The sequence below is a fragment of the Paenibacillus allorhizosphaerae genome (genome assembly GCF_042659105.1).
Taxonomy (GTDB): domain Bacteria; phylum Bacillota; class Bacilli; order Paenibacillales; family NBRC-103111; genus Paenibacillus_G; species Paenibacillus_G allorhizosphaerae.
This window is the reverse complement of the sequence record NZ_JBHSRV010000003.1, coordinates 174,448-197,783: the sequence shown is the minus strand read 5'-3', so window position 1 is coordinate 197,783 and position 23,336 is coordinate 174,448. Positions and strand designations below refer to the sequence as shown.

Annotated in this window: 22 protein-coding genes; 18 read left to right on the top strand and 4 right to left on the bottom strand. The window is 46.0% G+C overall.

Going from position 1 to position 23,336, the window contains the following annotated elements:
- Positions 1 to 341: 341 nt before the first annotated feature.
- The 4 genes from ACFQI7_RS14195 (at position 342) to ACFQI7_RS14180 (ending at position 3,892) form a co-directional block, all read left to right on the top strand.
- Positions 342 to 1,805, top strand: a complete 1,464-nt coding sequence (locus ACFQI7_RS14195) for a DHA2 family efflux MFS transporter permease subunit (RefSeq protein ID WP_377517132.1) — start codon at positions 342 to 344, stop codon at positions 1,803 to 1,805.
- A gap of 164 nt (positions 1,806 to 1,969) precedes the next feature.
- Positions 1,970 to 2,689, top strand: a complete 720-nt coding sequence (locus ACFQI7_RS14190; RefSeq protein ID WP_218097575.1) for a YebC/PmpR family DNA-binding transcriptional regulator — start codon at positions 1,970 to 1,972, stop codon at positions 2,687 to 2,689.
- Positions 2,690 to 2,925: 236 nt separating this feature from the next.
- On the top strand, positions 2,926 to 3,381 hold the full coding sequence (locus ACFQI7_RS14185) for a dihydrofolate reductase family protein (RefSeq protein ID WP_218097574.1): 456 nt from the start codon (positions 2,926 to 2,928) through the stop codon (positions 3,379 to 3,381).
- Positions 3,382 to 3,478: 97 nt separating this feature from the next.
- Positions 3,479 to 3,892 (top strand): winged helix-turn-helix transcriptional regulator, encoded by a 414-nt coding sequence (locus ACFQI7_RS14180; protein ID WP_230414663.1) that lies wholly within the window; start codon positions 3,479 to 3,481, stop codon positions 3,890 to 3,892.
- A gap of 234 nt (positions 3,893 to 4,126) precedes the next feature.
- Here ACFQI7_RS14180 and ACFQI7_RS14175 read toward each other — a convergent pair whose 3' ends face one another.
- The gene (locus ACFQI7_RS14175) at positions 4,127 to 5,008 is read right to left on the bottom strand and encodes an AraC family transcriptional regulator (RefSeq protein WP_218097573.1); all 882 of its coding nucleotides are present in this window, start codon (positions 5,006 to 5,008) and stop codon (positions 4,127 to 4,129) included.
- A gap of 122 nt (positions 5,009 to 5,130) precedes the next feature.
- Between ACFQI7_RS14175 and ACFQI7_RS14170 the strand changes: the two genes are divergently transcribed.
- From ACFQI7_RS14170 to ACFQI7_RS14125, 10 genes are all read left to right on the top strand, one after another.
- Positions 5,131 to 5,745 (top strand): hypothetical protein, encoded by a 615-nt coding sequence (locus ACFQI7_RS14170; protein ID WP_218097572.1) that lies wholly within the window; start codon positions 5,131 to 5,133, stop codon positions 5,743 to 5,745.
- A gap of 104 nt (positions 5,746 to 5,849) precedes the next feature.
- Positions 5,850 to 6,311, top strand: coding sequence for a VOC family protein (locus tag ACFQI7_RS14165; RefSeq protein ID WP_218097571.1), 462 nt, complete (start codon positions 5,850 to 5,852; stop codon positions 6,309 to 6,311).
- 290 nt (positions 6,312 to 6,601) lie between these two features.
- A complete protein-coding gene (locus tag ACFQI7_RS14160) occupies positions 6,602 to 7,933 on the top strand; it encodes an ABC transporter substrate-binding protein (protein WP_218097570.1) in 1,332 nt (443 codons plus the stop codon).
- A 213-nt stretch (positions 7,934 to 8,146) separates the two neighbouring features.
- A complete protein-coding gene (locus ACFQI7_RS14155) occupies positions 8,147 to 8,833 on the top strand; it encodes an ArsR/SmtB family transcription factor (protein WP_218097569.1) in 687 nt (228 codons plus the stop codon).
- An 89-nt stretch (positions 8,834 to 8,922) separates the two neighbouring features.
- Entirely contained in the window at positions 8,923 to 9,534 is a 612-nt protein-coding gene (locus tag ACFQI7_RS14150) for a flavin reductase family protein (RefSeq protein WP_218097568.1), read from the top strand.
- 449 nt (positions 9,535 to 9,983) lie between these two features.
- The gene (locus ACFQI7_RS14145; RefSeq protein ID WP_218097567.1) at positions 9,984 to 11,300 is read left to right on the top strand and encodes an ABC transporter substrate-binding protein; all 1,317 of its coding nucleotides are present in this window, start codon (positions 9,984 to 9,986) and stop codon (positions 11,298 to 11,300) included.
- 470 nt (positions 11,301 to 11,770) lie between these two features.
- Positions 11,771 to 14,209 carry a GH116 family glycosyl-hydrolase gene (locus tag ACFQI7_RS14140; protein WP_218097566.1) on the top strand — a complete coding sequence of 813 codons (2,439 nt, stop codon included), beginning with the start codon at positions 11,771 to 11,773 and terminating at the stop codon, positions 14,207 to 14,209.
- Positions 14,210 to 14,378: 169 nt separating this feature from the next.
- Complete coding sequence (locus ACFQI7_RS14135; RefSeq protein ID WP_218097565.1) at positions 14,379 to 15,884, top strand: glycoside hydrolase family 43 protein; 1,506 nt, start codon at positions 14,379 to 14,381, stop codon at positions 15,882 to 15,884.
- Positions 15,885 to 16,038: 154 nt separating this feature from the next.
- A complete protein-coding gene (locus ACFQI7_RS14130) occupies positions 16,039 to 16,248 on the top strand; it encodes a hypothetical protein (RefSeq protein WP_218097564.1) in 210 nt (69 codons plus the stop codon).
- A gap of 144 nt (positions 16,249 to 16,392) precedes the next feature.
- Positions 16,393 to 16,614: a dihydrofolate reductase family protein gene (locus ACFQI7_RS14125; RefSeq protein WP_218097563.1), complete on the top strand. Its 222-nt coding sequence runs from the start codon at positions 16,393 to 16,395 to the stop codon at positions 16,612 to 16,614.
- Positions 16,615 to 16,728: 114 nt separating this feature from the next.
- On the opposite strand, the gene ACFQI7_RS14120 is transcribed toward ACFQI7_RS14125, so the two are convergent.
- Positions 16,729 to 17,715, bottom strand: coding sequence for a hypothetical protein (locus ACFQI7_RS14120; RefSeq protein ID WP_218097562.1), 987 nt, complete (start codon positions 17,713 to 17,715; stop codon positions 16,729 to 16,731).
- 358 nt (positions 17,716 to 18,073) lie between these two features.
- On the opposite strand from ACFQI7_RS14120, the gene ACFQI7_RS14115 reads away from it, so the two are divergent.
- Positions 18,074 to 18,643 carry a hypothetical protein gene (locus ACFQI7_RS14115; protein ID WP_230414662.1) on the top strand — a complete coding sequence of 190 codons (570 nt, stop codon included), beginning with the start codon at positions 18,074 to 18,076 and terminating at the stop codon, positions 18,641 to 18,643.
- Positions 18,644 to 18,865: 222 nt separating this feature from the next.
- Here ACFQI7_RS14115 and ACFQI7_RS14110 read toward each other — a convergent pair whose 3' ends face one another.
- On the bottom strand, positions 18,866 to 19,468 hold the full coding sequence (locus ACFQI7_RS14110; RefSeq protein WP_218097561.1) for a TetR/AcrR family transcriptional regulator: 603 nt from the start codon (positions 19,466 to 19,468) through the stop codon (positions 18,866 to 18,868).
- A gap of 337 nt (positions 19,469 to 19,805) precedes the next feature.
- Here ACFQI7_RS14110 and ACFQI7_RS14105 point away from each other — a divergent pair, with 337 nt between their 5' ends.
- The gene (locus ACFQI7_RS14105; RefSeq protein ID WP_377517130.1) at positions 19,806 to 21,035 is read left to right on the top strand and encodes a cytochrome P450; all 1,230 of its coding nucleotides are present in this window, start codon (positions 19,806 to 19,808) and stop codon (positions 21,033 to 21,035) included.
- Positions 21,036 to 21,128: 93 nt separating this feature from the next.
- Here the strand turns inward: ACFQI7_RS14105 and ACFQI7_RS14100 are convergent, their stop codons facing one another.
- Entirely contained in the window at positions 21,129 to 21,605 is a 477-nt protein-coding gene (locus ACFQI7_RS14100) for a DUF3574 domain-containing protein (RefSeq protein WP_218097559.1), read from the bottom strand.
- A gap of 305 nt (positions 21,606 to 21,910) precedes the next feature.
- On the opposite strand from ACFQI7_RS14100, the gene ACFQI7_RS14095 reads away from it, so the two are divergent.
- Positions 21,911 to 22,354 carry a globin domain-containing protein gene (locus ACFQI7_RS14095; protein ID WP_230414661.1) on the top strand — a complete coding sequence of 148 codons (444 nt, stop codon included), beginning with the start codon at positions 21,911 to 21,913 and terminating at the stop codon, positions 22,352 to 22,354.
- 139 nt (positions 22,355 to 22,493) lie between these two features.
- Complete coding sequence (gene mobA, locus ACFQI7_RS14090) at positions 22,494 to 23,237, top strand: molybdenum cofactor guanylyltransferase (protein WP_329958206.1); 744 nt, start codon at positions 22,494 to 22,496, stop codon at positions 23,235 to 23,237.
- The last annotated feature ends 99 nt before the right edge of the window (positions 23,238 to 23,336 follow it).

Sequence of the window (23,336 nt, the reverse complement as noted above, 5' to 3'; positions counted from 1 at the left end):
TTTTCCAATATGTTGCTTCGGAGTTTCGATAGAGGGATCGTTGTTGTTTTGATGCTTTGTTTTCCATAAGTTTGATTTCCAAGACCCGTTCATCAACGTCCACGTCCTTCGTGCTGAAGCTATTAAGTATCGTACCCAATTTTTCCATCGTTTACGCAATGAAATTGGTATCATTTCCTGACCTGTAAGCAGCGCACATAGAGCGCGCAAGTGACGACAGCGCTTACATACCTTAAATCCCTTTGATTAACAAAAAAATATGTCCTGGGTATTGACTTGTTTAACTGTAAACATTATTGTAACAGACAGTGGACTTATTACAGGGTCTCGTATAAATAGAGATTATTCAGGAGAGGAAAGTGGAAGCGATTATGAAGCAATACAATACGAGGGCCATCATGGCGTCGCTACTCATCTGCGGCTTCGTCGGCATGTTCAGTGAGACGGCGCTCAATATTGCAATCAGTAACTTAATGGAGGTGTTCGGAATTTCCGCCGCAACCGCGCAGTGGTTGACGACGGGATTCCTGTTGACGCTCGGTATTCTGATGCCGATGACCGGGCTGTTGCTTCAATGGTTTACGACGAGGCAGCTTTTCATCGGTTCACTCGTGAGCTCGATTGTTGGTACGTTGATCGCTGCGCTTGCGTTTAATTTCGAGATGCTGATGGTCGCTCGCGTTCTGCAGGCTGCCGGCATGGGGCTGTTGATTCCGCTCATGTTCAATACGATTCTTGTCGTCTATCCGACGGAGAAGCGCGGGGCAGCGATGGGCTTTGTCGGTCTGGTCATCATGTTCGCTCCGGCGATCGGCCCTACCGTGGCGGGTCTTCTGATCGAATATTTTACATGGCACTATATTTTCTGGCTCTCGCTGCCGTTTTTGGTCATTGGACTGTTGGTAGGGCTAAAGTATTTGGAAAACGTCACCGAGGTCACAAGACCGCGGATCGATCCGTTGTCTGTCGCATTCTCTACGATCGGCTTCGGCGGCGTCGTGTTCGGATTCAGCAAGGCGGGCGAGGGCACGGAAGGGTGGACTGGCGCCGTTGTAGTCGTGTCGATCGTCATCGGGATGGTCGCGCTCGCGGTGTTTGTGCTGCGGCAGCTGTTTATGCGTGAGCCGATGATGAACTTGCGCGTCTTCAAGTACCCGATGTTCATCGTGGGGCTGCTTATGATACTTTCATGTATGATGATTATCTTATCGAGCATGATTATTCTTCCGATGTATCTGCAAAAAGGCATGAGATTGTCAGCGTTCGCCGCCGGGCTCATGCTGCTGCCCGGCAGCGCATTGAACGGCATTCTATCACCGCAAATGGGCCGTTTGTTCGACAAGTACGGGCCGAAGTGGCTCGTCATTCCTGGCCTCGTTATCGTCGCGGCAATGCTATGGTTCTTCTCCGGGATTACGCCGGCGTCTTCGATCGCTTTCATCGTCGCTTTGCATATCGGCCTAATGGTCGGCATCTCCATGGTGTGGATGCCGGCGCAGACGAACGGCTTGAACCAGTTGCCGCCGGAGCTTTATCCACACGGCACAGCGGTCATGAATACGCTGCAGCAGGTTGCCGGCGCGATCGGCACAGCGATCGCGATAAGCATTCTTACAAACGGTATGGAGAAGTATCTCCACGACTCCCCTGCACCGAACGAAATGACCGAGATGGCCAAAGCGATGACGCTTGGTTCGCAAAATGTGTTCTTGTTTGCGATGATCGTGACGATGATCGGTCTGGCCACGGCGTTCTTTATCCGCCGCGTCATTGTCAACCGTGCGGCGATGAATCCGATGCATTAATATTCCAAAGGGGGGCCAGAGGCTCCCTTATTCCCGTCATTGCCGGAAGGCTATGGTTCTAGCGGTGGGGCTAACCATTCTGCCCGAGAATTTCGTATTTCACTCCTTTCAAAATGTGATAAACTTGTATAGGAATAAAGCATAAGAAAGAAAGTAGGTACAGCATGGGACGTAAGTGGAATAATATTAAAGAGAAAAAAGCATCAAAGGACGCCAACACAAGTCGGGTCTTTGCTAAGTTCGGAATCGAGATTTATGTAGCGGCGAAGAAGGGGGAACCCGATCCGGAATCTAATCAAGCTTTAAAGTTTTTGCTTGAGCGAGCCAAGACATACAATGTACCGAAAGCAATCATCGACCGTGCGATCGAAAAGGCTAGAGGAAATTCGGAAGAGAGTTATTCGGAACTCCGCTATGAAGGATTCGGACCGAGCGGTTCCATGATCATCGTTGACACTCTGACGAATAATGTCAACCGAACAGTAGCAGACGTGCGTTCGGCTTTTAATAAAAACGGCGGAAGCGTGGGCGTCAATGGTTCTGTCTCTTATATGTTCAGTCCGACGGCAGTTATCGGAGTAGAAGAAAAAACATCCGACGAAATATTGGAGTTATTAATGGAAGCGGATGTGTACGTTCGAGATGTCACAGAAGAAGACGATTCCATTATTATCTATGCCGAACCGGACCAGTTTCATGCCGTACAAACCGTGCTTAAACAGGCGGGCATTACGGAATTTACCGTGGCAGAGCTAACCATGCTTGCACAAAATTACGTGACTCTTTCACCGGAAGAGCTGACAAAATTCGAGAAACTGATTGATACCCTTGAAGATCTGGAAGATGTTCAACGAGTTTATCACAATGTAGATTTCTTAGAATAGTAAGCATTCAATTGTCGCACGACTCAAACTTAGGTGCATCAATATCCCCGTAAAATGGGGATTTTTTATTTTATTGAAAAGCCTGGGGCTCAGCCCCAGGCTTTTCGTATAGGAGTCAATTGTTGTCAGATGACAAGAACAAGATCTCATTCCCCGTAGGTCGGTAATCATACAAAGGGTTTGCGGCAAAAGGAATGAATTTACAATGTAGGAAATATATTTTACACTCATATTAGTTGCAAATTAAAACTGAAATACAAAGGAGCCAGTCATCCCGATGCTTCGCCAACGAATCGCGAGTTCTCACGCCTAAACAACTTGGTAGAAAGGAAGCCGTATCGAACGATCTCACACTTGAGGATTCGGCCCCGTGGCGCGATACCACAACGATCATCGGCGGCAACCGTGTCTATGACGAAATCGCCGCGCTCAAGCGCAAACCAGGTAAAGACATTGTCATGTTTGGCAGTCGCATCCTTTGGAATGATTTGTTGGCGCATGGCTTGATCGACGAACTTCACTTGATGATCGTCAATGTGGTTATCGGCGGCGGGACTCCCATATTCATCGAACCGATCGCCTATAATGATCCGAAGCTCACGCTCCGTCATTTCGATACACGTAAGTTCGAAGGCTCTGAGAACGTCCTTGTGCAGTACAAAGTGGATTATACGAACCAAGGGGATCATTAAACGGGTATTGCAAAGGAGAAGGAGTGTGCTGAGATCATCATGACCAAATTACACCCACGCCGTTCCTATTGTCCGATCAACTTGTCCATTGAGGTATTTGGAGATTCCTGGACGCTACTCATTCTTCGGGATATTGTGTATTTTTGCAAAAAAAACGTATGGTGAATTTGTTGGCTCAGAAGAAGGCATTGCGCGAAATATATTGGCTGATCACTTAGCCAAGCTGACACAACACGGAATTCTAATAAAAAAAGCGCATCCATCCGATAAGCGAAAAGACATTTATGATTTATCGGAGATGGGTCTTGACATGATCCCTATTTTGCTGGAAATGGCAGAGTGGGGGGCGAAATACAGCGACTCGGCGGAACAACTCCCCATGGAGTGGCTTGAGGTTGTACGAACACGCCGTGAAGAGGTTATTCAGATCATTCGCGAAACGGTACTTCAAGGCGGAAGTATTTTTGCGGGAGAGAACTGTGTGGCGGCGCGGCTGCTGAAGGATCCTTAGTAAGAAAGATTGGCGTTGGCGCCATTGCTTGCATAGAAGCATCCAAGTAAACGACAAGCTCTCCAGTACCCTATGCTAATAGGAGTGGAGAGCCTTTTCGTGCGTTAGTACCTTACGAATCCATCCGTGTTTGACCTGCATCACCGCACCTACAAGAGGTTGTACCAGCGAAGTTGACACCATCCGCAATGAATATGGATATTTATGATGCATTTTGGATAGTTGGATATGTTTTTATTGAAAATGACGGTTATTACGGTACTGATTTGGTGTAAGTCCCGTGTTCTTTTTGAATATACGGCAGAAGTACGAATAATTGGGTATTCCGACAAGCGACCCAATTTGTTCTAACGATATCGTTTCGGTCTCTAACAGCCAACAAGCTTGCCTGATCCTTCGAGCAATTAAATAGTCGGTAATGCTGCTTCCGGTTTTCTTTCGAAAAAGATGAGAGATATGATGCTTGGAAAGATGAAGTTCCTCTGCTAATACGTCTAAGTTAAATGGCTCGGGGTAATGTTCTTCGACCCATTGCAAAACTTTTTCAACATGACTTTCCTTGCGAGGCATTCCTAGAGAATAACTGTCTTCATTCAGAGAGTGCAGGTAATCCAAAATATGGATGAGCAAAGGAGCAGCATCTTCAACATTATCGTTTCCAGCCCGACCAGGGAACTCCTTATAGAGTCGTTCAAGTATGGCTATGATGAAGTCTTTATCATGATTCATGCGGAATACCTGATTATTAAGATCGTCTTTCCACATATGTTCAAAAAAACGATGAATTCGTGAAAACAATTTCAAATAGGGAACGAAAGATAGAGGTTCGAAGATCAGTACGGAACGCTCATAAGGACATTCATCGCTGACTTCAAAATGGACTCGGTGAAGCTGGAACGGTTGGATAAAAATAATGCACCCTGAGTTCAAGGGGTACATCCTGTTATTTAAAACCAATTGACCATTTCCTTGATGAACAAACAATATTTCTATTCCTCTATGATAGTGGTAAGTATCTTTAAAGGCTTCTTTGGTTAAATGTCTGTATTTATAACGGAACTGCCTGTTTTGTAATAAATCGTCAGAGAACGGCAATCGTCTCATTCCTTCATGCATTATTATTGTTCCAATAATTATAACAATACAGTGCAATATTTCAACAACCGGGTTGATACATTTATTGATTAGTTTGAACTAAAATGAAAGCAATTGTACGTTTGGATGTGAGGGGGGAGATCATGTTTCCAGATATTGATGTGATAAAAGCATTATCGAATGAGGAGAAAAGCGATATATTGGTATATTTACTCTCATGCTATTCCTTAAAAGAATTGTGTAATCGGTGGGGGATTAGCAAAGCCACATACTATAGATATATCAAAAATTGGGGGTTGAAGTTACCGGTAATCCATCGAAGGAAAAAGGCGCACTCGTATAATACCAAGATGCCGAGATTCGCTCAACATCAAGATTCGGGATTATCTGAAAATTATAGTATATTATCGGAGAAACTCTTGAAAATGGCGCATCGCACGAATAAGCACAAATATCCAAATGGCTTGTTGCATGCATGGTCATTGAATGCACGAGGTTCATATTCGTTACTTAGTTTATTGGAATCCGTTCATGAATCCCTTGAGATGAAAGAAGGAGTGTACCAGATTGCAATTGAGCTGACTAAAATTTCTTCTCCTATCGAAAACGATAATCCGCCAACCTCCGAAAAGCATTCAACTCTTGCGTATTGGATGTCTACCTATGAATATCCAAATGATTTGCAGTCGATTCGGTCATTTGAAGCAGAAGGGCTATATGCTGTAACTGATGAAGAAGAAAGAAAAGTACTGCCATAACGGTACTTCCTAATCTTTTAATTTATCTTGACTCTTCGCCTAAAAAATGCCATTTTATAGAGAGATTATGTTTATCAATTGGAAAATGGCGGAGGGAATGGGATATGTCCGATCAAATTAATTTTTTGGAAGCGTTTCCGACCAATAGAGAGACAGCAATCATAAAAAAATTATTGATAGTTGAAATTCCAGTGACCAATATGCAACGAGCAATCGAGTTTTATGCGGGTCAACTAGGTTTCTATATCAATCTTTCGAAAAACCCTCCTTCCATATGGGAAGATAGTAGAGAAGTATTTATGTATCCGACAGAAGGTATTAAAATCATGCTTTGGCAAACAGAAGGGAATGAACGACTTGGCTTCACACGAGATGGGAAACCACATCACTTTTTGATTTTGGAGATAGGGGAACCAGCAGAGGTTGTTCGGAACAAACTAATTGCGAGTGGAGTAAAGGTCGGTGAGATTTTAGGTGAGATTGCAGACCTCGGGGGATGTGGAAAAGCATTTGATGTATGGGACCCGGATGGTAATATTCTCAGACTTTGTTATCGACCTAGTTAGCTGTTGAAGCGACCTTAACATATCTTCGTTTCCAACACTCCTGAATACGGTTAGTTGAATGAAACAGCGGCAGTCTAGGACTATTTTCTCGTCCATGGCTGTCGCTGGTCAATTTCTGGGGTCAGACTTAGCTTTATTTTCACCGTACATCGGTAAAATGAATATTGTTATATAATAGGAATATTATGTGATTGTTAAAAGAAAAGTCATTGATTATATTCATATCGTAAGTCGATGGAGGAGTCGTAAAGAGGACAATCGCTATCTTTCTAAGGGAGGTATTGTTACAGATGAAGATAAAAGTTTATGGGAAGTTGTGCTTCATGCTTTCCCTGATTGTGATGATTGTGCTGAGCGGCTGCAGTAAAAATGAAAGCGCCTCCAAAATTGTTGAGCAGCAAGGAGGGGCAAGCGCTGAGGCTAGCGCCGTTAGCACGGAGCCGGTGACGATTCGAATGTTCCAATCGTCGACCGCCATTACGGATGAACACTTCAACAGCTTTTTCGTCGAACCCGTCAAGAAAAAATACCCCAATATTACGCTCGAACTGGTCAGAGGCTCAAATGCCAAAGCTACGGAAATGGTAACAGCGGGTGAATTTCCCGATTTCATATTCACCGGTATCGGTTCGATCGATTTTTACAAATCTTTGAATTTGCCTGTCGATTTGAATCCGATGATCAAAAAGAAGAATTTTAACATAGATGATTTTAATCCCCGGATCATCGATCAGTTCAAGGTGTATTCAGATCATGGGGAGCTGTATGCGATCCCGTTCTTGGATAACTACTCTGCCTTGTGGTACAACCGGGATATTTTCGATCGTTATGGGATTGCTTACCCGAAGGACAATATGACTTGGGACGATGCTATCGCACTTGCCAAGCAAATCTCGGCCAAATCCTCGGGAGAAGTTACTACCCTTTGTCCGGGTGCATTTAACCAATTTAACACGCTGCTCTCGCTGCCAGTCGTTGATCCGAAGACGAACAAGGCCATTCTGGAAACGGATAAATGGAAAATGCTGATTGACAAGTTTACCGCGATTCATCAAATTCCAGGCAATGCCTGCAAGGGAGCCACCCAGGAGGCAGCCGATTTTAAGGCCGGCAAGGTCGCGATGGCTGCGATAAACGGCGGTTTGATGGCCGAATTGGAAGAACTTGAGAAACAAGGATCCATGATCAATTGGGACATGGCTTCTTACCCGACATTCTCAGAAGCGCCCGGCTTAAGAAGGCGCATGGACGTTACACTGCTTATGCTCTCGTCCACCAGCAAGCATCCCGAGCAGGTATTCCAGGTCATGGAGACAGTATCGTCTCGCGAGGAGCAGGTGAAGCGCACCCGTCTGGGAAGAATGACCGCGTTTAAGGATCCGGCGTTGCAGAAAGACTTTGCTGCTGACGTAAAGGTAGCCGTAGGGAGAAATATACAAAGTATATTCAAAACGCAGGCCTCAGCAGTGCCGCCGTTTACGAAGTATAACGGTCCCGCTAATACCGGACTGGATAACGCTGTAAATGAAGTGCTGAAGGGAACCGATATTAACTCGGCTCTGCGGGCGGCTAATGAAAAAGCAAATCAGGAAATCGCCAGGATGATTACAAGCGGACAGTAAATAGGCAATCCCGGGAAAAACGGACACTGAATTCATGAAGAGAAACAGGTACGATAGTGAAATGACTTCAATTGGAGCAGGCGTCGCGGCGTCCTGCTCTGTTGTGTTTCACGCGCTAAGGAAGAAGACATTTACATGAAACTTCGGCCGCCATCGAATCATAATTGTGGTACGATATTCAACAGATGAGCACACGGTACAGGAGGGGACAAGATGGTGTCAAAACCGAATATCGTAGAAGTGGCAGCACTCGTCGGCGATCCTTCGCGCGTGACGATGCTGCTGGAATTATTAGGCGGAAAGGCTCTTCCGGCAAGCGAGCTGGCGCGTGCCGCGCATATAACGCCACAGACGGCAAGTTCGCATCTGGCAAAAATGGTCGAGGGTGGCCTTCTCGTCGTGGAGATGAGCGGCCGACACCGCTATTATCGGTTGGCCGGACCCGAAGTCGCATACGCACTTGAAGCGCTCAATGCCATCGCAACGCAAAAGCCGATTCGGTCACTCAAGGAATACGACCAGTCAAAAGTGTTACGGTATGCCCGTACTTGCTACGACCACATCGCGGGAGAAGTGGGTGTAAGGCTTACGGATCGGCTGCTTGCATTGGGAATGATCGAACGATCCGGCCGAGACTATGTCGTTAGCAAACAGGGTTATGATCGTTTTAAGCACTTCGGCATCGATGTAGATACCGTGCAAATGGGGCGGCGCCATTTCGCCAGGCAATGTCTGGATTGGAGTGAGAGGAGGCACCACATCGCCGGTGGTCTTGGTGCCGCGATTACCAACAGATTGTTTGAACTCGAATGGATTACGCGTATTCCCGGCGGGCGAGCAGTACGCGTAACGGACGCTGGTTTGAATGGCTTAGCTGACGAGTTTGGCCTGAGACTATGACAAGCAGATCACCTCAGCAACGCGCAGCATTCATTATTCGATGAAGAGCGAATGTTTGTCCGGCTATAATGCTCGTTGAGGTGATTAAAATGAATAAACAAACGAAAACGAAAACAGCAATTCAGGTCATTCAGCCCAAAACATTGTACTTTGGCACTCCGGTCGTATTGCTCTCAACATTGAATGAGGATGGGACGACAAACCTTACACCGATGTCATCTGCCTGGGCGCTAGGGAATCGCATCGTTCTCGGGCTTAGCGGGGGCGGGAAGGGGTTAGTCAATTTGCTTCGCTGTGGGGAATGCGTCGTCAATCTGCCAGATGCCCAGCATTGGGGGCAGGTAGAAAAATTGGCCAGGTTGACTGGGGCCAATCCGGTGCCAGACTACAAACGGAAGCTGTACCGGTTTGAACACGACAAATTTTCAACCGGTGGTTTCACACCGCTTGCTTCAGATGTCGTACAACCGCAGCGAGTGGAAGAGTGCCCTTTGCAAATCGAGGCAAAAGTCGTCAACCTCCACGAGTCGGAAGGATTTGCCATCATCGAGGTAGAGGTGCAAAAAGTCCATGCTCATGAAGCGATTGTGCTGGGTGAGCAGCATGTCAATCCAGCCGCGTGGAACCCGCTGATTTACAGCTTTCGCCACTACTTTGGCCTGGATCAGGAGTTAGGCAAGACCTTTAAGTCAGAGACATAGATCAGCTTCGTGTTGCTGATTTGGGGTTGACAATTTTTTACTGAAGTTCTATAGTTAGTGTAATCATATGAATATACGGCGTAGGCTTGAGTCCTGGAGAAAAACCTTATCCGTAATCATATCCTTCCATTTTGTGTGGCTGGGTATGTTTACACGGATAAGGTTTTTTATATACAACCGGAGAGACCGTGAGAACCCGCTTTGGAGCATGTGCGTTTTCCTTACGAAAAAGGTTCCTTCAGGATAGCCGTATAAAAGAGCGAGGTTTTGAAAGCGCAACCAATGTTTCATGACTTGGGAACAATCGGATGTTCAAAGGGCAAAGGGGGCGTACTGGTCACGAACGCGAGGTTGAGGCGAGCTTGTTCCAAGGGGGTGGTAGAAGTTTTTCGAACAAGAAGCGAACAAATATGAAAGCCTTATCACAATCGTCAAAGAGGAGAGTCCAAATGACCAATCCGTTGAAAAGAATCACACTACCGTTGCTTATCGCTGCAATTGCAATATCAGGCTGTACATCCGGCAAGCCAGCTTCAGGCGATACATTGAAGGGAGCGGAATCCGAATTTAAAGTATCTACGGATCCGGTCACTTTAAAGTTTTTTGCCAATGTGAGCCTTACGGATGTGGAGTATAAGATGTTCATAGTCGATCCGCTTAAAAAGAAATATCCGCACATTACGCTGGAAAAAATGGAAGGGAATCTGGAAAAGCTGATTGTCGCCGGAGAAATGCCCGATCTAATTTTTTCAGACAATGACTGGCATATGCCGCTCACGGCTCTGGATCTTCCTGCAGATATAACGGATTTAGTTGCAAAATTCAAGCTTGACCTCAGCAAGTTTATCCCGGAAACGGTCCAAGCCGTCCGAAATCTGGATCCAAAGGGGAAAGAATTGCAGGGCATTCCGATTGGCAGAAATACGGGAGCTTTATTCTATAACAAAGATATTTTTGATAAGTTCGGCGTTCCTTATCCGAAGGATGACATGCTCTGGAGCGATGTGCTTGAATTGGCCCGTAAAGTGACAAGGTTGCAGGACGGGGTCCAATATATCGGCTGGGATCCGCGCTTCCCTGACCATATCATCAGTCCGTATACGCAGCCGTTCGTCGATCCGAAGACAAATAAAGCGCTCGTGGATATACCGATGTATAGAAAGATTTTGGAATTGTTCCAAGCGAATTATAACATACCCGGTGTTGTTACAGGGAAGTCGTATGCCTATGCAGAGGGTACGTTTATGAAGGAAAAAAGATTGGCTATGGAAGCGGATTGGGTTTCGAAAATACTCAGTCAACTTATCGAAGCTGAGGAGAAGGGTGGCGCTCCGAACTGGGATATGGCGACCAATCCAACCTTCGAGGATAAAAAAGGGAAGGGGCGCCATGCCCTGACGAATATGCTGATCATTACGAAAGGCAGCAAACATAAGGAACAAGCAATGCAAGTCATTGAATTGCTTGCCTCTCGAGAGTCGCAGATGCTTATGAGTAAGTTTTCCCGAATTCCGGTATTGAATGATCCTGAAATCGAAAAAGCATTCGGTTCGGAGAACCCTATGCTGAAAAGCAAAAATACAGCGGCCATATTCAAATACCCGTCTACTCCGACGCCGACTCCAAACCTATATGATAAAGAGGTACAAGCGCTGATTCGCAACATGCGGGCGGAATTGGCTCTCAACAAAAAGGACATCAACACAGTACTCAGAGAAACGCAAGAAGCAGCGGACAAGAAGATTGCGGAATTGATGAAGCAATAAAGAATCAATAAACTAGTCGTAAAAATAACATCTACCCTATCTGTTAATGTTTGTTTATGAATTGCCGCTTGACTTCATTTTGGTTCTCATCATACTCTGCCCCCATCGATTGCTAGGTGGGGGTGATTTGACGTTCACGCATTTTAACGATTGTGATTAAGCACAATTAGGTCGTATGGACACGAAGCAAATGTAATTAATCCATCAAAGCACGACACAAATATACTCGAATAAAGCCGGGGCTTGAATGACGGTCGGACTGCTGTCCGATGCCATGCTCGATCGGCAGAACCAATTTCAAATAAATTTGTCGTGTCGCGATTTTGTATTGTCAACAAAACATCACGATGATACTATAATTTTGAATCTAAAAATAATCCAACAAATGGAAACTGCTCCGATTCGCCAACTTATCATTTATGCAGTTCAGCTTCATTAATTCAAAAAAATAACGGGAGGCGAACGGAAATATGACTTATTCACGGGATGAATTGTTCGAACCATGGAAACCGAGGACATTTCCACGAGAGGCGAAGGAAGCTGCATTTCTCCTTGGGGGAATCGGTACAGGGAATATTTCTCTCGGCAGCCGGGGGGAGCTACGAGACTGGGAATTTTTCAACCGCCCGGGGAAGGGACGATTGCTGCCCAATTCCTATTTTGCGATTTGGGCAAAGCAGGAGGGGAGCGAGCCGGTTGCCAAAGTGCTGGAATCACGGTTGAACCCTCCATTTACCCGCGGCACCGGGTACCACCCAATCACGGGCTACGGTCTCCCACGGATGGATCATTCGGTGCTTCATGGTGAATATCCGGTTGCCAAAGTGGATTTTGAAGATACCGATTTACCGGTGAAGGTCGAGCTCGAAGCTTACACACCGTTTATTCCGCTCAACCCCGAGGATTCCGGCATTCCCGGAGCGGTTTTTACTTACCGCGTTACTAATATTAGCAAACGAAGAGTCGACTTGACGATCGCCGGATCTTTCGTTAACCCGGTAGGCGGAACGACATATTCTCCCGAAGGTTACCAAATACCTTCGGCGGCTATAGGCAATACGAATACATTCAAGCAGGAGGAAGCGTTCTCCGGACTTTATTTCCATTCCGAACAGGTTCCAGCGAATGCGCTTCATGATGGTAACATGTCAATCGTCACTACGAATTCGCAGGTTACGTACAAACGGGCATGGCTTCGGGGACCTTGGTACGATTTTCTCCAGGAATTCTGGGATGACTTCGCGGAAGACGGTCTTCTGAACGATCTCGGTTACGATCAGCCCGCCGGACCGAAGCAAACCGATACGGGTACGCTGGGCGTGCGTGAATCGTTGGAGCCGGGAGAAACGAAGGAGATTCGTTTTATTCTAACCTGGTTTTTCCCGAATCGCATCAACGGCTGGAACGAGGGGATCCGCGACCGAAGGGAAGGCAAGGAACTGACGAAAAATCATTATGCCAACCGGTTCAACAGCTCCTGGGAGGTCGCCGCCTATCTCGTTGACCAACTGCCCCGGCTCGAGAAAGATACCTACGCATTTCGCGACGCGCTGTTTGCAAGCTCGCTGCCGGCTGTCGTGCTCGATGCGCTGTCCTCCAACATTACGGTGCTGCGAAGCACAACCTGCTTTTGGCTGATGGACGGGCGCTTTTTGGCATTTGAGGGCAGCGGGGATACGGAGGGCAGCTGTGACGGCAACTGCAATCATGTATGGAACTATGCTCAAACGCTCGCTTTCCTGTTCCCGACCCTGGAGCAGAGCATGCGGCGGACCGAGTTTCTGGAGGAAGTGGAGGAAGACGGGAAGCTGAATTTTCGCGTACGCAAGATGTTTGACTGCGCATGGCAAAAGATGGCCGCCTCCGACGGGCAGCTGGGTGCCATTATGAGGGTATACCGCGAGTGGAAGCTGACCGGAGACGACGTGTTTCTTAGAGAAGTATGGCCCGGTGTGAAGAAGGCGCTAGATTATGCTTTCCGTCACTGGGATACGGACGGCGACTTGGTTCTCGACGGCGTGCAGCATAACACGTATGACATCGAATTTTACGGGCCGAATCCGCTGGCCTCCTTCATGTTTCTCGGCGCGCTGCGGGCAGGCGAAGAGATCGCGCGTTATTTGGGCGAAGAATCCGAGGCGCGCAATTACCGGGACGCCTTCGAAAAAAGCTCCGCGAGAGCCGACGACATCCTGTGGAACGGACAATTCTACGTTCAGCGGCTTGACGACGTCAACCGGTACAAATACCAGCATGGCCTAGGCTGCTTGTCCGACCAGGTCCTGGCACAGCAGCTTGCGCACCTATACGGCCTCGGCTATTTGCTTCCGGAGCAGCACGTAAAAAGCGCCATTCGCTCGGTATATGCCAACAACTTTAAGACGGATTTTCGTCATCATATCAACTGTCAGCGCGTTTATGCAATCAACGACGAGAAAGGACTCGTCTTGTGCTCATGGCCTAATGGAGGACGACCGCGGCTGCCATTCGTTTATTCCGACGAGGTATGGACCGGGATTGAGTATCAGGTGGCCGTCCACTTGATCTACGAAGGGTTCGTCGAAGAAGGGCTGACCGTCGTTAAGGCGGTCCGGGACAGGTATGACGGTGTGCATCGTAACCCGTGGAACGAGGTGGAATGCGGGCACCATTATGCGCGATCTCTTGCGAGCTGGGGGCTGCTGAACGCTCTTGGCGGCTTTCAGTTCGATATGGTACGGAAGGAGCTGAAGTTCGATCCGGTGATCAATAAAGAGCATTTCACGACTTTCTGGAGTACGGGGAAAGCGTGGGGAACGTTCACGCAATGGAAGACTGAAAGAGGAACGTATGAAGTGAAAGCCGATGTGCTCTATGGCGATGCATCCGGCATTCTGATTCATGCGTGCGGCCAACAAATCTGCCTGTAAGGATGGCGGGCGTTCAAGCTTAGGCGAACTGACGGCTTGTTGCGGCAATGCCATGTCAGCTTATAGTGACTTGAAGTTGGGCACAGACACCTAGTGACCGTAATGAGCCATCCTGCCGTTAAAGGACATCCGGTTGGATCCGGCTACTTTGAAAGGGGATACATATTGAATGAAATGGAGAACGCAGCATATTGCCGCAATGGTTGTCCTTTTGCTTGCAGGCTGTACTTCAACGGGTCAAACCAACGGTCCTAGCAGCCAAGGGGCCGCTGCACCGCCCGCCCAGCAAGCATCAGCACCTGCGCAGTTGAAAAGCCCGAGTGAGCTGCCGAAAAATTTGTTTTACACGAATCCGGTTATCAAGCGCGGAGCCGATCCCGGCGTGTTTCGAGCCAGCGATGGGAAGTATTATGCTTATCCGACAGGCGGCGGCGGCTTTAGAGGCAATTCCAGCAGTGATCTCGTGCAGTGGAAGGATGAAGGACAAGTATTGAAGGCGGCAGATACCTTTGGAGACAAAAATTTCTGGGCGCCGCAAGTCTTGGAATACAAAGGGAAGTTTTACATGTTTTATTCAGCGGGGAAAGGCGAAGGAAAACTGCATATCAACGTCGCAGTTGCGGATTCGCCGAAGGGTCCTTTCAAAGATATGCTGAAGGAGCCGCTCTTGAATTATGAATACAGCACCATTGACCCCTATGTTCTGATTGATGATAACGGCAAAATATACATGTATTACTCCAACAACCTTTTACCGGAAGGCGACAAAAAAGTCAGCAGCATTAATGTTGTCGAATTGAACGAGGACATGAGCTCGATAAAAAGTGGGCCGATCACGGTGGCGAAGCCGGAGCAGTCCTGGGAGATGCAGAGCGGCAACAATCGATGGAACGAGGGCGCCTTCGTTCTGAAGCATGACGGCACCTATTATTTGATGTTTTCGGCCAACTGCTATTGCAACCGTAATTATTCGGTGGGTTATGCCACGTCCAAAAGTCCGACCGGCCCGTTCGTCAAATATAAGGACAATCCGATTATGAGTGCCGAACACACCAAAGTATCGGGGCCAGGACATCACTCCATCATTCCGTCCCCGGACGGCAAGGAATGGTGGATCATGTATCACACGCACATTGATGTGAAGAAGGGCGGTGGTGACCGCCAGCTCAATATTGATCGGATCGGGTTCCGCAGTGACGGCTCGATTTACGTGAATGGTCCGACCATTACAGGGCAAATGCGCCCCTCCGGCACGACCGGCAAGTGGAAAAATATTGCAGGGGACGCTAAGGTTTCCGTAAGCTCGACCAAACAAGGCTTTACCGAGAAAGCTTTGAACGATGGCGAAATCGGACTGTACCGACGTTTTGATAAGTACGATTGGGTGGCCAACAACGAGACGGCCGGAGCTTGGGCGCAGCTGACCTGGCCGACTCAGCGAGTCGTCAAGAGCGTATTGATCTATGAGAGCGCTAGCGGCTTACGAGCGCTCCAAACCGGAAAGATCATTTTGGATGACGGTACGGAGATCAAAGATATCGAGTTTCCTACCGAACCCGGTGCCGCCGCGATAGTCAATCTTGCGGAACGAAAGGTCAAATCCATCAAAGTGGTGATCGAAAAGGCGCTGACCAACGAGACGGGGCTTTCCGAAATTGTCGTTATTGGCGAGTAATTGGTCAAAACACCAACTAAATACGTTGAATACATAAAGATGAAGATGGGCTACTCTTAATAAATAATTTTGCCTAATTGCCAAAAAATATGAATTACATATGTACATTCTGACCATATTAACTTTGCTGTAAAACATGAAGGAGGCATACTTAATGACTGACCAACAATCGAACCATCAAGAGCAGAGCAAGAGGACACAAGCCCAAAATTCTCTGAATCATGCACTCCACACGCTGAATGAAGCAGCACATAGTAATGTTAATCGAGAGCAAGACGTACAGGAAGCAAAAGAAGAGCTTTACAAAGCCCAACTAGAACATATGCAGGCTAAAGTTTCGGATAGTAAAGACACGAATTCCTAGGCACAGACGCACCTCATCAACGGAAATCAAAGACGATACTCGTACCGGTACCAAGGAAGAAACATAATGGAGGAGCACGCTTGACGGCAGCTCCTCTTTTGTGTTCGACCGTTCCGGATTAAGAAAAGCGAAGTCCTGAATGAGATGTTCGATAAAGACGTATATGTGCTGGGTGGCGCGGCAGTAGCCCAACAATGCCTTAAAACGTCTCTCCTTGACGAGATCCAACTGCATATTGCCCCCGTACTGCTTACGGAGGGGATTCGGTTGTTTGATCATATCGGATCCGAATGTATCCAGCTTGAAACTATTAGGATCGTAGAATCCCATGGGACAACCCATCTTAGATATCGCATCATCAAATAAGGTCTTAAGACTTTGTTTCAAGTCTTAAGACCCGCCGTATTTATGTTTAGTCACGTTCTTGATAATAATGGGTACAAACGAGCCCCGGTGACTGCCTGTAGCCTATAATATTATTTAGGAAGCGCTGTAATCGTTGAAATAGTGCACTCCGTCATGAGCGGTATCACCCGGTGCTGTTCTTCGATTGGTGTTGAACCAGAGTTTATCCCCATTGGCGATTCCGACGCCTTCGATCTCAAAAAGGTCAGGGTATGCAGAGGACGTAATGCGGAATGACAAATTATTATCTGCAGCTATGGTACCCGAGGCAGTAGATATATTACGATAAACAAGTACAATGCTGACGTTTTGATATGTCATTGGAACATATATTGTATTGTTATAATAACCGAAACCCTGGAATGCATATGAGGTGATATTAGATATGGTACTGCCGTTGACCAGTGCATCTTCAATATTCAGGTAAAAGCCGTAGGTTACATTAATTGTCCCGCTGTTTGCGGTCAGCGGGAGTGTGCCCCTGTACAAAGTTCGACCGGATTTGAAGAGAAAGTTTATGTTGGTAGCGTCTTTGCTGGTAATTTTCACACCCGACATCGCTTTGTCTGCACCATTGTATTTGATGGTGTAGTTACCAACTTTGTAATATGTCGTTCCTACATACTTCAGTTTCACGAGACTCATACTGCCGGCGTTCATGGTGACTACGAACATATAAAATTCTTCGTTGATTGTGCTCAGCACCACATCGTTGGCATGGCCGAGGTAGGTAGCGTAAGTAGTTCCGTTATCACCGTTTGTCATGAGCGTAGTGGTTCCGTCACTCATTTTGGTACGGTAAATGACTGCCGTGGTATTGTCACTGTTGACTTTTACGGAATAGACGTAGCTAGATCCGACGGCAAATCCCTGTGCGGCGTAAGCACTATTTGCATTGTTGAGCGTTGCGACGTCGGTGTAGGTGTTGTAATATGCTGCACTGGCTGTGATGGGTATCATCATCGTTAGGCAAAGGAGTAAGGCAACAAAAAGGATAAAACGCTTTCCGGGTATCAAGGAATTGTTCATCGTTCCCATTCTTTTTGTAAACATACGCTTCATACGCTTACCTCCATAAAATTATTTTTTATATTGATTTATAAATTGAATGAGTTTCCCAACCGGCTGCGGTGTAAACAAATGTTATTACCGTAAGAAATTGTTCATTCAATTGTATATCATTATATATTACCCTGAAACCGCAATCATTCAGAAAATTTAGGCTTAAAAGGCGTATGGTCTTGCCATTTTTGTATAGCTTGGATTATTCGCATAACTCCTCAGGAAAAAAAGGGCATTCCAATAGACCCGAGTCCACTGGGAAGAATAGTAAGACATGGCTTGCAACATTTGGTAAATATGGATCGTTATAAAATTACGTAATTTGTTTACGATGTCATAGTTAGAGAGGGGGATTGTAGTGAGAAAGATTACAAATTTGATTTTGATGACTGTTCTATTTTTAAGTATCATGACGAGCTTCGTTCCTTCGACGGTTCATGCTTGTTCATGTGCTCGCCCCCAAGATGTCGTAGCGCAGTTCAGTCGGTCGCAAGAAGTTTTTGCAGGTCGTGTCCTTGAAGTAAAGGAGCAAAGATATTTGAATGGAAGCGTAACGAGAGCTGTACTATTCGAAGTGAGCCATATATGGAAAGGTGGAAATGAATCTCAAATCATTATTCACACGGGAAGCGGTGGAGGAGACTGTGGATTTCATTTTGAAAAAAGTAAGGAATACTTAGTTTATGCCCACCCATCTACCATGTACGGAGACAAAGAGTTACTTATAACAATAATCTGCGACCGGACGAATGTATTAGGTCAAGCGCAAGAGGATTTAGCTGTATTAGGTGAAGGCAAAATTCCAACGGAACAAGTTAATCTTGAAGGTGAACTTTACAGGTTACATCCATATATCTGGGTTATAATGATTGGAATTGCTGTAATAGGAACGGCGACGTTCTTTGTTTGGAGAAAAGCAAGAAAGTAATTATTTCGGATTGAGGAGATGGTTGGCCAACAGCGGAGTAGCATAATAAAAGCCGAGTAGATGCAGGATCATTTCCTCGCGGCTACTCGGCTAATTTGCGCTCCCATCGTCAAAGCAGGCCAGCGCTATCTCATCGGAAAAAACTCCTGCAGCGCACGGTTGGCGTTCACAATAAAAGGGAATTCGATGTATTAAAACATACAATATGCGTCTTGTTTATAATCAACCTGGGGTCCTGCAACAAGTATCAAGTTTGTGAAGCAAAAAAAATTGCTTAGCAAGAAAGAGTGGCGTATACGGCAAGTCGTTTCGAAGCCAAGCCACGATTGTACCAATCAAGGCCGAAGAGCCGTACCAAATGGCGATGTCTTTTTGAAAACCGGCCGATAAATAGTAGGAGTCACCATCCATTCTCTCTATTTTTGCAGTAATCAATTCTGTCAGAAGCTTCAACAGACGATCCGTAAAGATGGGGGTCTGTTTGGCAAGAATAACTTTGTAAAATTTCGCATGTTCTGCAATATGCTCGAGCAAATTAACCAGCATCGTCAGCTCTTCTTCTTCCACGGAATTCGGATTTTCCGGCGTTTTTTTCAATACCCTATAAATCTCTTCATTCATTTCGTCTGCCATTTTTTCCAGCATATCCGGAATGTCCCGATAATGAAGATAAAAGGTTACGCGGTTGATGGTGGCCCGCTGGGCGAGGCGATTTACCGTTATTTTCTCTATATCCACTTCCTGAAGCAAATCAATAAAAGAATCCTTAAGCAACTGGCGTGTGCGAAGTATGCGGGGGTCCGTGCGAGCTGTTGTATTATCCATCCTTTGCTTCTCCCTTCCTTATTCATATAGAAGCTACAATTTCACGATTTTGATCGCTATGTGTTGCTTGTAATTATGAGTCTACCCATATCATCTATTTTATATGATGTTAATTATACAACACAGTGTAATTTAAGTCTACGATGTCCAAAACAATAAACTACAAATTCCAGGCATTGCGTCTTATTACTTCGAGATAAACAACAAAAAAAGAATTGAATGCATGATAGTTTACACCGCGGCAAAGAATGTAGCTTGTAAGTACAATAATGTCAGGATAAAATAAATTTACATTGTGTAAATTATAAAACATGGTGTAAATTTAGTCTGAGGAGGAATTGGTTCAATGAATCAAAATATCCTTTTGAACGAAATTTCGAAGCTGAAGTCGAAGCAATCGCAATGGGAACCTTTTGCTTGGTACAAAGAGATGAGGGAGAACAGCCCTGTCTTTTACGATGCCGAACAGGATGTCTGGAATGTGTTTTTATATGAACATGCCAAGCGAGTACTGTTTGATCATGAATTATTTTCCAATAAAAAAGAGCGAAGCTTAATCCCCACTCCCAGTAAGAGTTTTGATAATCGAAGCAATGTTAATATGGTCGATCCGCCGGAACATCGAAAACGTCGCGCTCTTCAATCCCAAGCGTTCACTCCCCGCAGCCTTAAAGAGTGGGAACCTCGAATTCAAGCCATTGTTGATGAATTGATAGCGGATATGGAAGGCGAATCAACGTTGGATATTATGGAAAAGCTGGCGATCCCTCTTCCGGTGACTGTCATCGCAGAGTTGCTCGGTGTTCCTTCCAAAGATCGTCGACTCATTAAATCCTGGTCTGATATCCTGTTTCTCCCTTATAATAAAGAAGCTTTTGTCGATATCGACCAACAAAAAAGGCAGGCAATGAAGGAATTTCGTGATTATTTGTTTCCCATCGTCCAAGAAAAACGGAAGCATCCTGTGGATGACATTATCTCTGACTTGACGAAAGCCGAACTGGAGGGGGAACAATTAACGGATGAAGAAGTGGTCATGTCCGCCATCGGACTGCTCGGTGCGGGGAATGAAACAACGACGAAACTGATTTCCAATGTCTTTTATTGCATATTGTTTGACAAGCCGGGTATTTATCAGGAGTTGAGATCCGACGTATCATTAGTTCCCAATATGATTGAGGAGGTACTGCGCTTCCGTTTTACGGCTCATATGGATCGCAGGGTAGCTCAAGATACTAATGTTTTTGGGCATGAGATGAAGGAAGGGCAAGTAATCGTAGCGTGGATTGGCTCCGCCAACCGGGATGAATCCGAATTTGCCCATGCGGAAGAGTTTGATATTCATCGTCCGAATATTCAACACCATCTCAGTTTTGGATCAGGACCGCATTTCTGTTTGGGCGCCCCGCTAGCTCGTATGGAAGCGCGCATCGCTTTGACCGCATTTGTCAAACGTTTCGCCGATATTCGGCCGGTGGCGGGATTCGAGGTCACCGAACATTTAGCCGATTCGGTGTTAGGACAATCTCTTGAGAACTTGCCTATTATGGTTGACCATAATAAGTAATACTATTATATAGTGAAACAATCGATCACCAATTGCTTATCCAAGAGACAGAAGGGCCGCTTCTGTCTCTTGATTAATTGCTGTGATTTGGAATTATTCAATAAAATACATCTTGCCGTCAACTTCGATGGATACGGAATTTTGCACGAGATCCTCTTTCAATTGCTTCGCATAGGTAACGACTCGGTTCACGTCCTCTTTATCCAGCTTTTCCGCGAAGGCATATACGATCGTCACTTTTTCTTTGATCAATTTTTTGTCTTTGTCCATCCAAGCGCCTGTTCCCTCGACGGCCGTAGCGCCGCCGAACCAGTCTGAAAATTGCGCAAGCGCCTGATCAACGAACTTTTCATGCGCTTCTTTACTGATGGGTATATCTCCTTTGATCGTGGAAGGAACATAAATTTTTACGACATGGTCCAGATGATATTGCCCGTTCAATGCACTACTAGAGACGCTGTCCGCATTGGCCGATGATTCGGATGCACTGAATGATTGCTGTACGGGTACGATCAATAAGGCCAATAAAAATGCAAATGATAGTCCAATGGTCCAAAATCTTTTCTTCACTAAGCCGATCTCCTTTGCTTGTTCGATATTCCAATACCAACTGGGCGGTATGGTATGGAAATATTATACAGGCGGCTGTTGTTGTGGTTCAATGGGAATTCCGTATTAAAAAAAGGGGAATTTTGTAATGTGAAAAATCTATCAGTCCAAATGGCCAGAGTCTGCCAGCCTACCAGGCTGAGGCCGGAGTCCGATTTAGCGGAATGGGGGATATGATCGTAGTCATAATGTGAGTGGAATCACAACTCGAAGGAAAGTCTCCGGTTAAAATGAGATATGTACGAAATTAAAACGGAGGTATTAATATGATGTATACAAATAGGAGTTATTCCGCGGCAAACCAGAGCAATGCATTGCCATCCCTTTACGAACAAATTGGAGGAGCGGATACGATCGATCGGCTCGTTCACGCTTTTTACCCGAAAGTGTATGGGCACCCGGCCCTTCAACCGTTATTTCCAGACGGCGTTGAAGAAATTCGGGCCAAACAATATTTGTTTCTGACCCAGTTTACCGGTGGGCCGACGTTATATACGGATAAATACGGATTCGGAAACATGCGGGAAGTGCATGCTCATTTCCGGATCACACCCGAACGCGCTGAGGCATGGTTGTCCTGCATGCGCGAAGCAATGAACGAGATCGGATTGAACGAATATCCCGGACAAATGCTTTTTCAGATGCTGACGAACGCCGCCCATCGGTTTGTGAATACGTTCCATGGCGGGGAGGAGCATGCTGATAATTAACAAATCGATTTGGAATATCGCTAAACCAAGGAAGCATCCCCAGGTGGGTTGCTTCTCTTTTTTTACCCTTATCGAATGAATTCAAGATCATCTATCCCTGTACCTTTATGCAAATCTAAATGTCAGAAGCTTGATTTTAATGTCCGGATGCGCTAAGCCCAGTGACACATATCACTGTCAACAGTTAATTAATATGGTGTTATTAATATATGAACGAAGAGAAAAGGAGTCTATCACAGAGAGGGGAAGATCAGATATGCTGTCCGGGGTGATTTTGGCAGGAGGCAAAAACAGTAGAATGAACGGGCAAAACAAAGCGTTTCTTGTTCTGGATCACATGACCTTTATTGATCGGCAAATTCGTGAAATGAATAAAATTTGCAGTGAAATCGTCATCGTAGCGATGGATCCAGCACCGTATCTGCGTACGTTAGACCGAGGAATCCGGATTATTACCGACTATTTTCCAGAAAAAGGTCCGCTTGGAGGAATGTTTTCGGGACTAACTCTGTCGTTTCATTCAAACGTATGGGTGGTCGGATGCGATATGCCCTTTATCTCGGCCGAGGCAGCCGAGCTCATGTTATCGTGTAAGAAGGATGCCATTGATGCGGTCATTCCTTGGATCGGCAATCAAGTATATCCGCTCCATGGCATATACGACAAAAGCTGTGCCAAGCCGATTCGAGAACTCCTTAAGAATGATGAGGTCTCGTTCTCGGCAATGCTTAAAAAATTGCTATGGTGTGAACTGCCAGAAGCGTTATTTAAAGAGAAAGAGATCGATCCCCGTTTTGTTACCGCAATTAACACGCCGGAAGATTATGAACAAGCGGTTTCCTTTTACGAATCGCTTCAAATGAATTATCGGTTGGGTCTGTAGTGTGAGGCATGTCGCAGCGAGAAGATTGTGAAAAACGCAACATAGAACTTACTCATCGGATAGCGGCGGACTGGCAAAGATAAACCTGATATAAGGAGT

Coding starts and splice junctions, on each gene's coding strand:
- ACFQI7_RS14155 (WP_218097569.1), top strand. CDS start 8,147: ATGGTGTCAAAACCGAATATCGTAGAAGTGGCAGCACTCGTCGGCGAT.
- ACFQI7_RS14110 (WP_218097561.1), bottom strand. CDS start 19,468: ATGGATAATACAACAGCTCGCACGGACCCCCGCATACTTCGCACACGC.
- ACFQI7_RS14150 (WP_218097568.1), top strand. CDS start 8,923: ATGAATAAACAAACGAAAACGAAAACAGCAATTCAGGTCATTCAGCCC.
- mobA (WP_329958206.1), top strand. CDS start 22,494: ATGTCCGGATGCGCTAAGCCCAGTGACACATATCACTGTCAACAGTTA.
- ACFQI7_RS14095 (WP_230414661.1), top strand. CDS start 21,911: ATGATGTATACAAATAGGAGTTATTCCGCGGCAAACCAGAGCAATGCA.
- ACFQI7_RS14175 (WP_218097573.1), bottom strand. CDS start 5,008: ATGCATGAAGGAATGAGACGATTGCCGTTCTCTGACGATTTATTACAA.
- ACFQI7_RS14125 (WP_218097563.1), top strand. CDS start 16,393: ATGTTCGATAAAGACGTATATGTGCTGGGTGGCGCGGCAGTAGCCCAA.
- ACFQI7_RS14190 (WP_218097575.1), top strand. CDS start 1,970: ATGGGACGTAAGTGGAATAATATTAAAGAGAAAAAAGCATCAAAGGAC.
- ACFQI7_RS14170 (WP_218097572.1), top strand. CDS start 5,131: ATGTTTCCAGATATTGATGTGATAAAAGCATTATCGAATGAGGAGAAA.
- ACFQI7_RS14135 (WP_218097565.1), top strand. CDS start 14,379: ATGAAATGGAGAACGCAGCATATTGCCGCAATGGTTGTCCTTTTGCTT.
- ACFQI7_RS14165 (WP_218097571.1), top strand. CDS start 5,850: ATGTCCGATCAAATTAATTTTTTGGAAGCGTTTCCGACCAATAGAGAG.
- ACFQI7_RS14160 (WP_218097570.1), top strand. CDS start 6,602: ATGAAGATAAAAGTTTATGGGAAGTTGTGCTTCATGCTTTCCCTGATT.
- ACFQI7_RS14145 (WP_218097567.1), top strand. CDS start 9,984: ATGACCAATCCGTTGAAAAGAATCACACTACCGTTGCTTATCGCTGCA.
- ACFQI7_RS14130 (WP_218097564.1), top strand. CDS start 16,039: ATGACTGACCAACAATCGAACCATCAAGAGCAGAGCAAGAGGACACAA.
- ACFQI7_RS14120 (WP_218097562.1), bottom strand. CDS start 17,715: ATGAAGCGTATGTTTACAAAAAGAATGGGAACGATGAACAATTCCTTG.
- ACFQI7_RS14140 (WP_218097566.1), top strand. CDS start 11,771: ATGACTTATTCACGGGATGAATTGTTCGAACCATGGAAACCGAGGACA.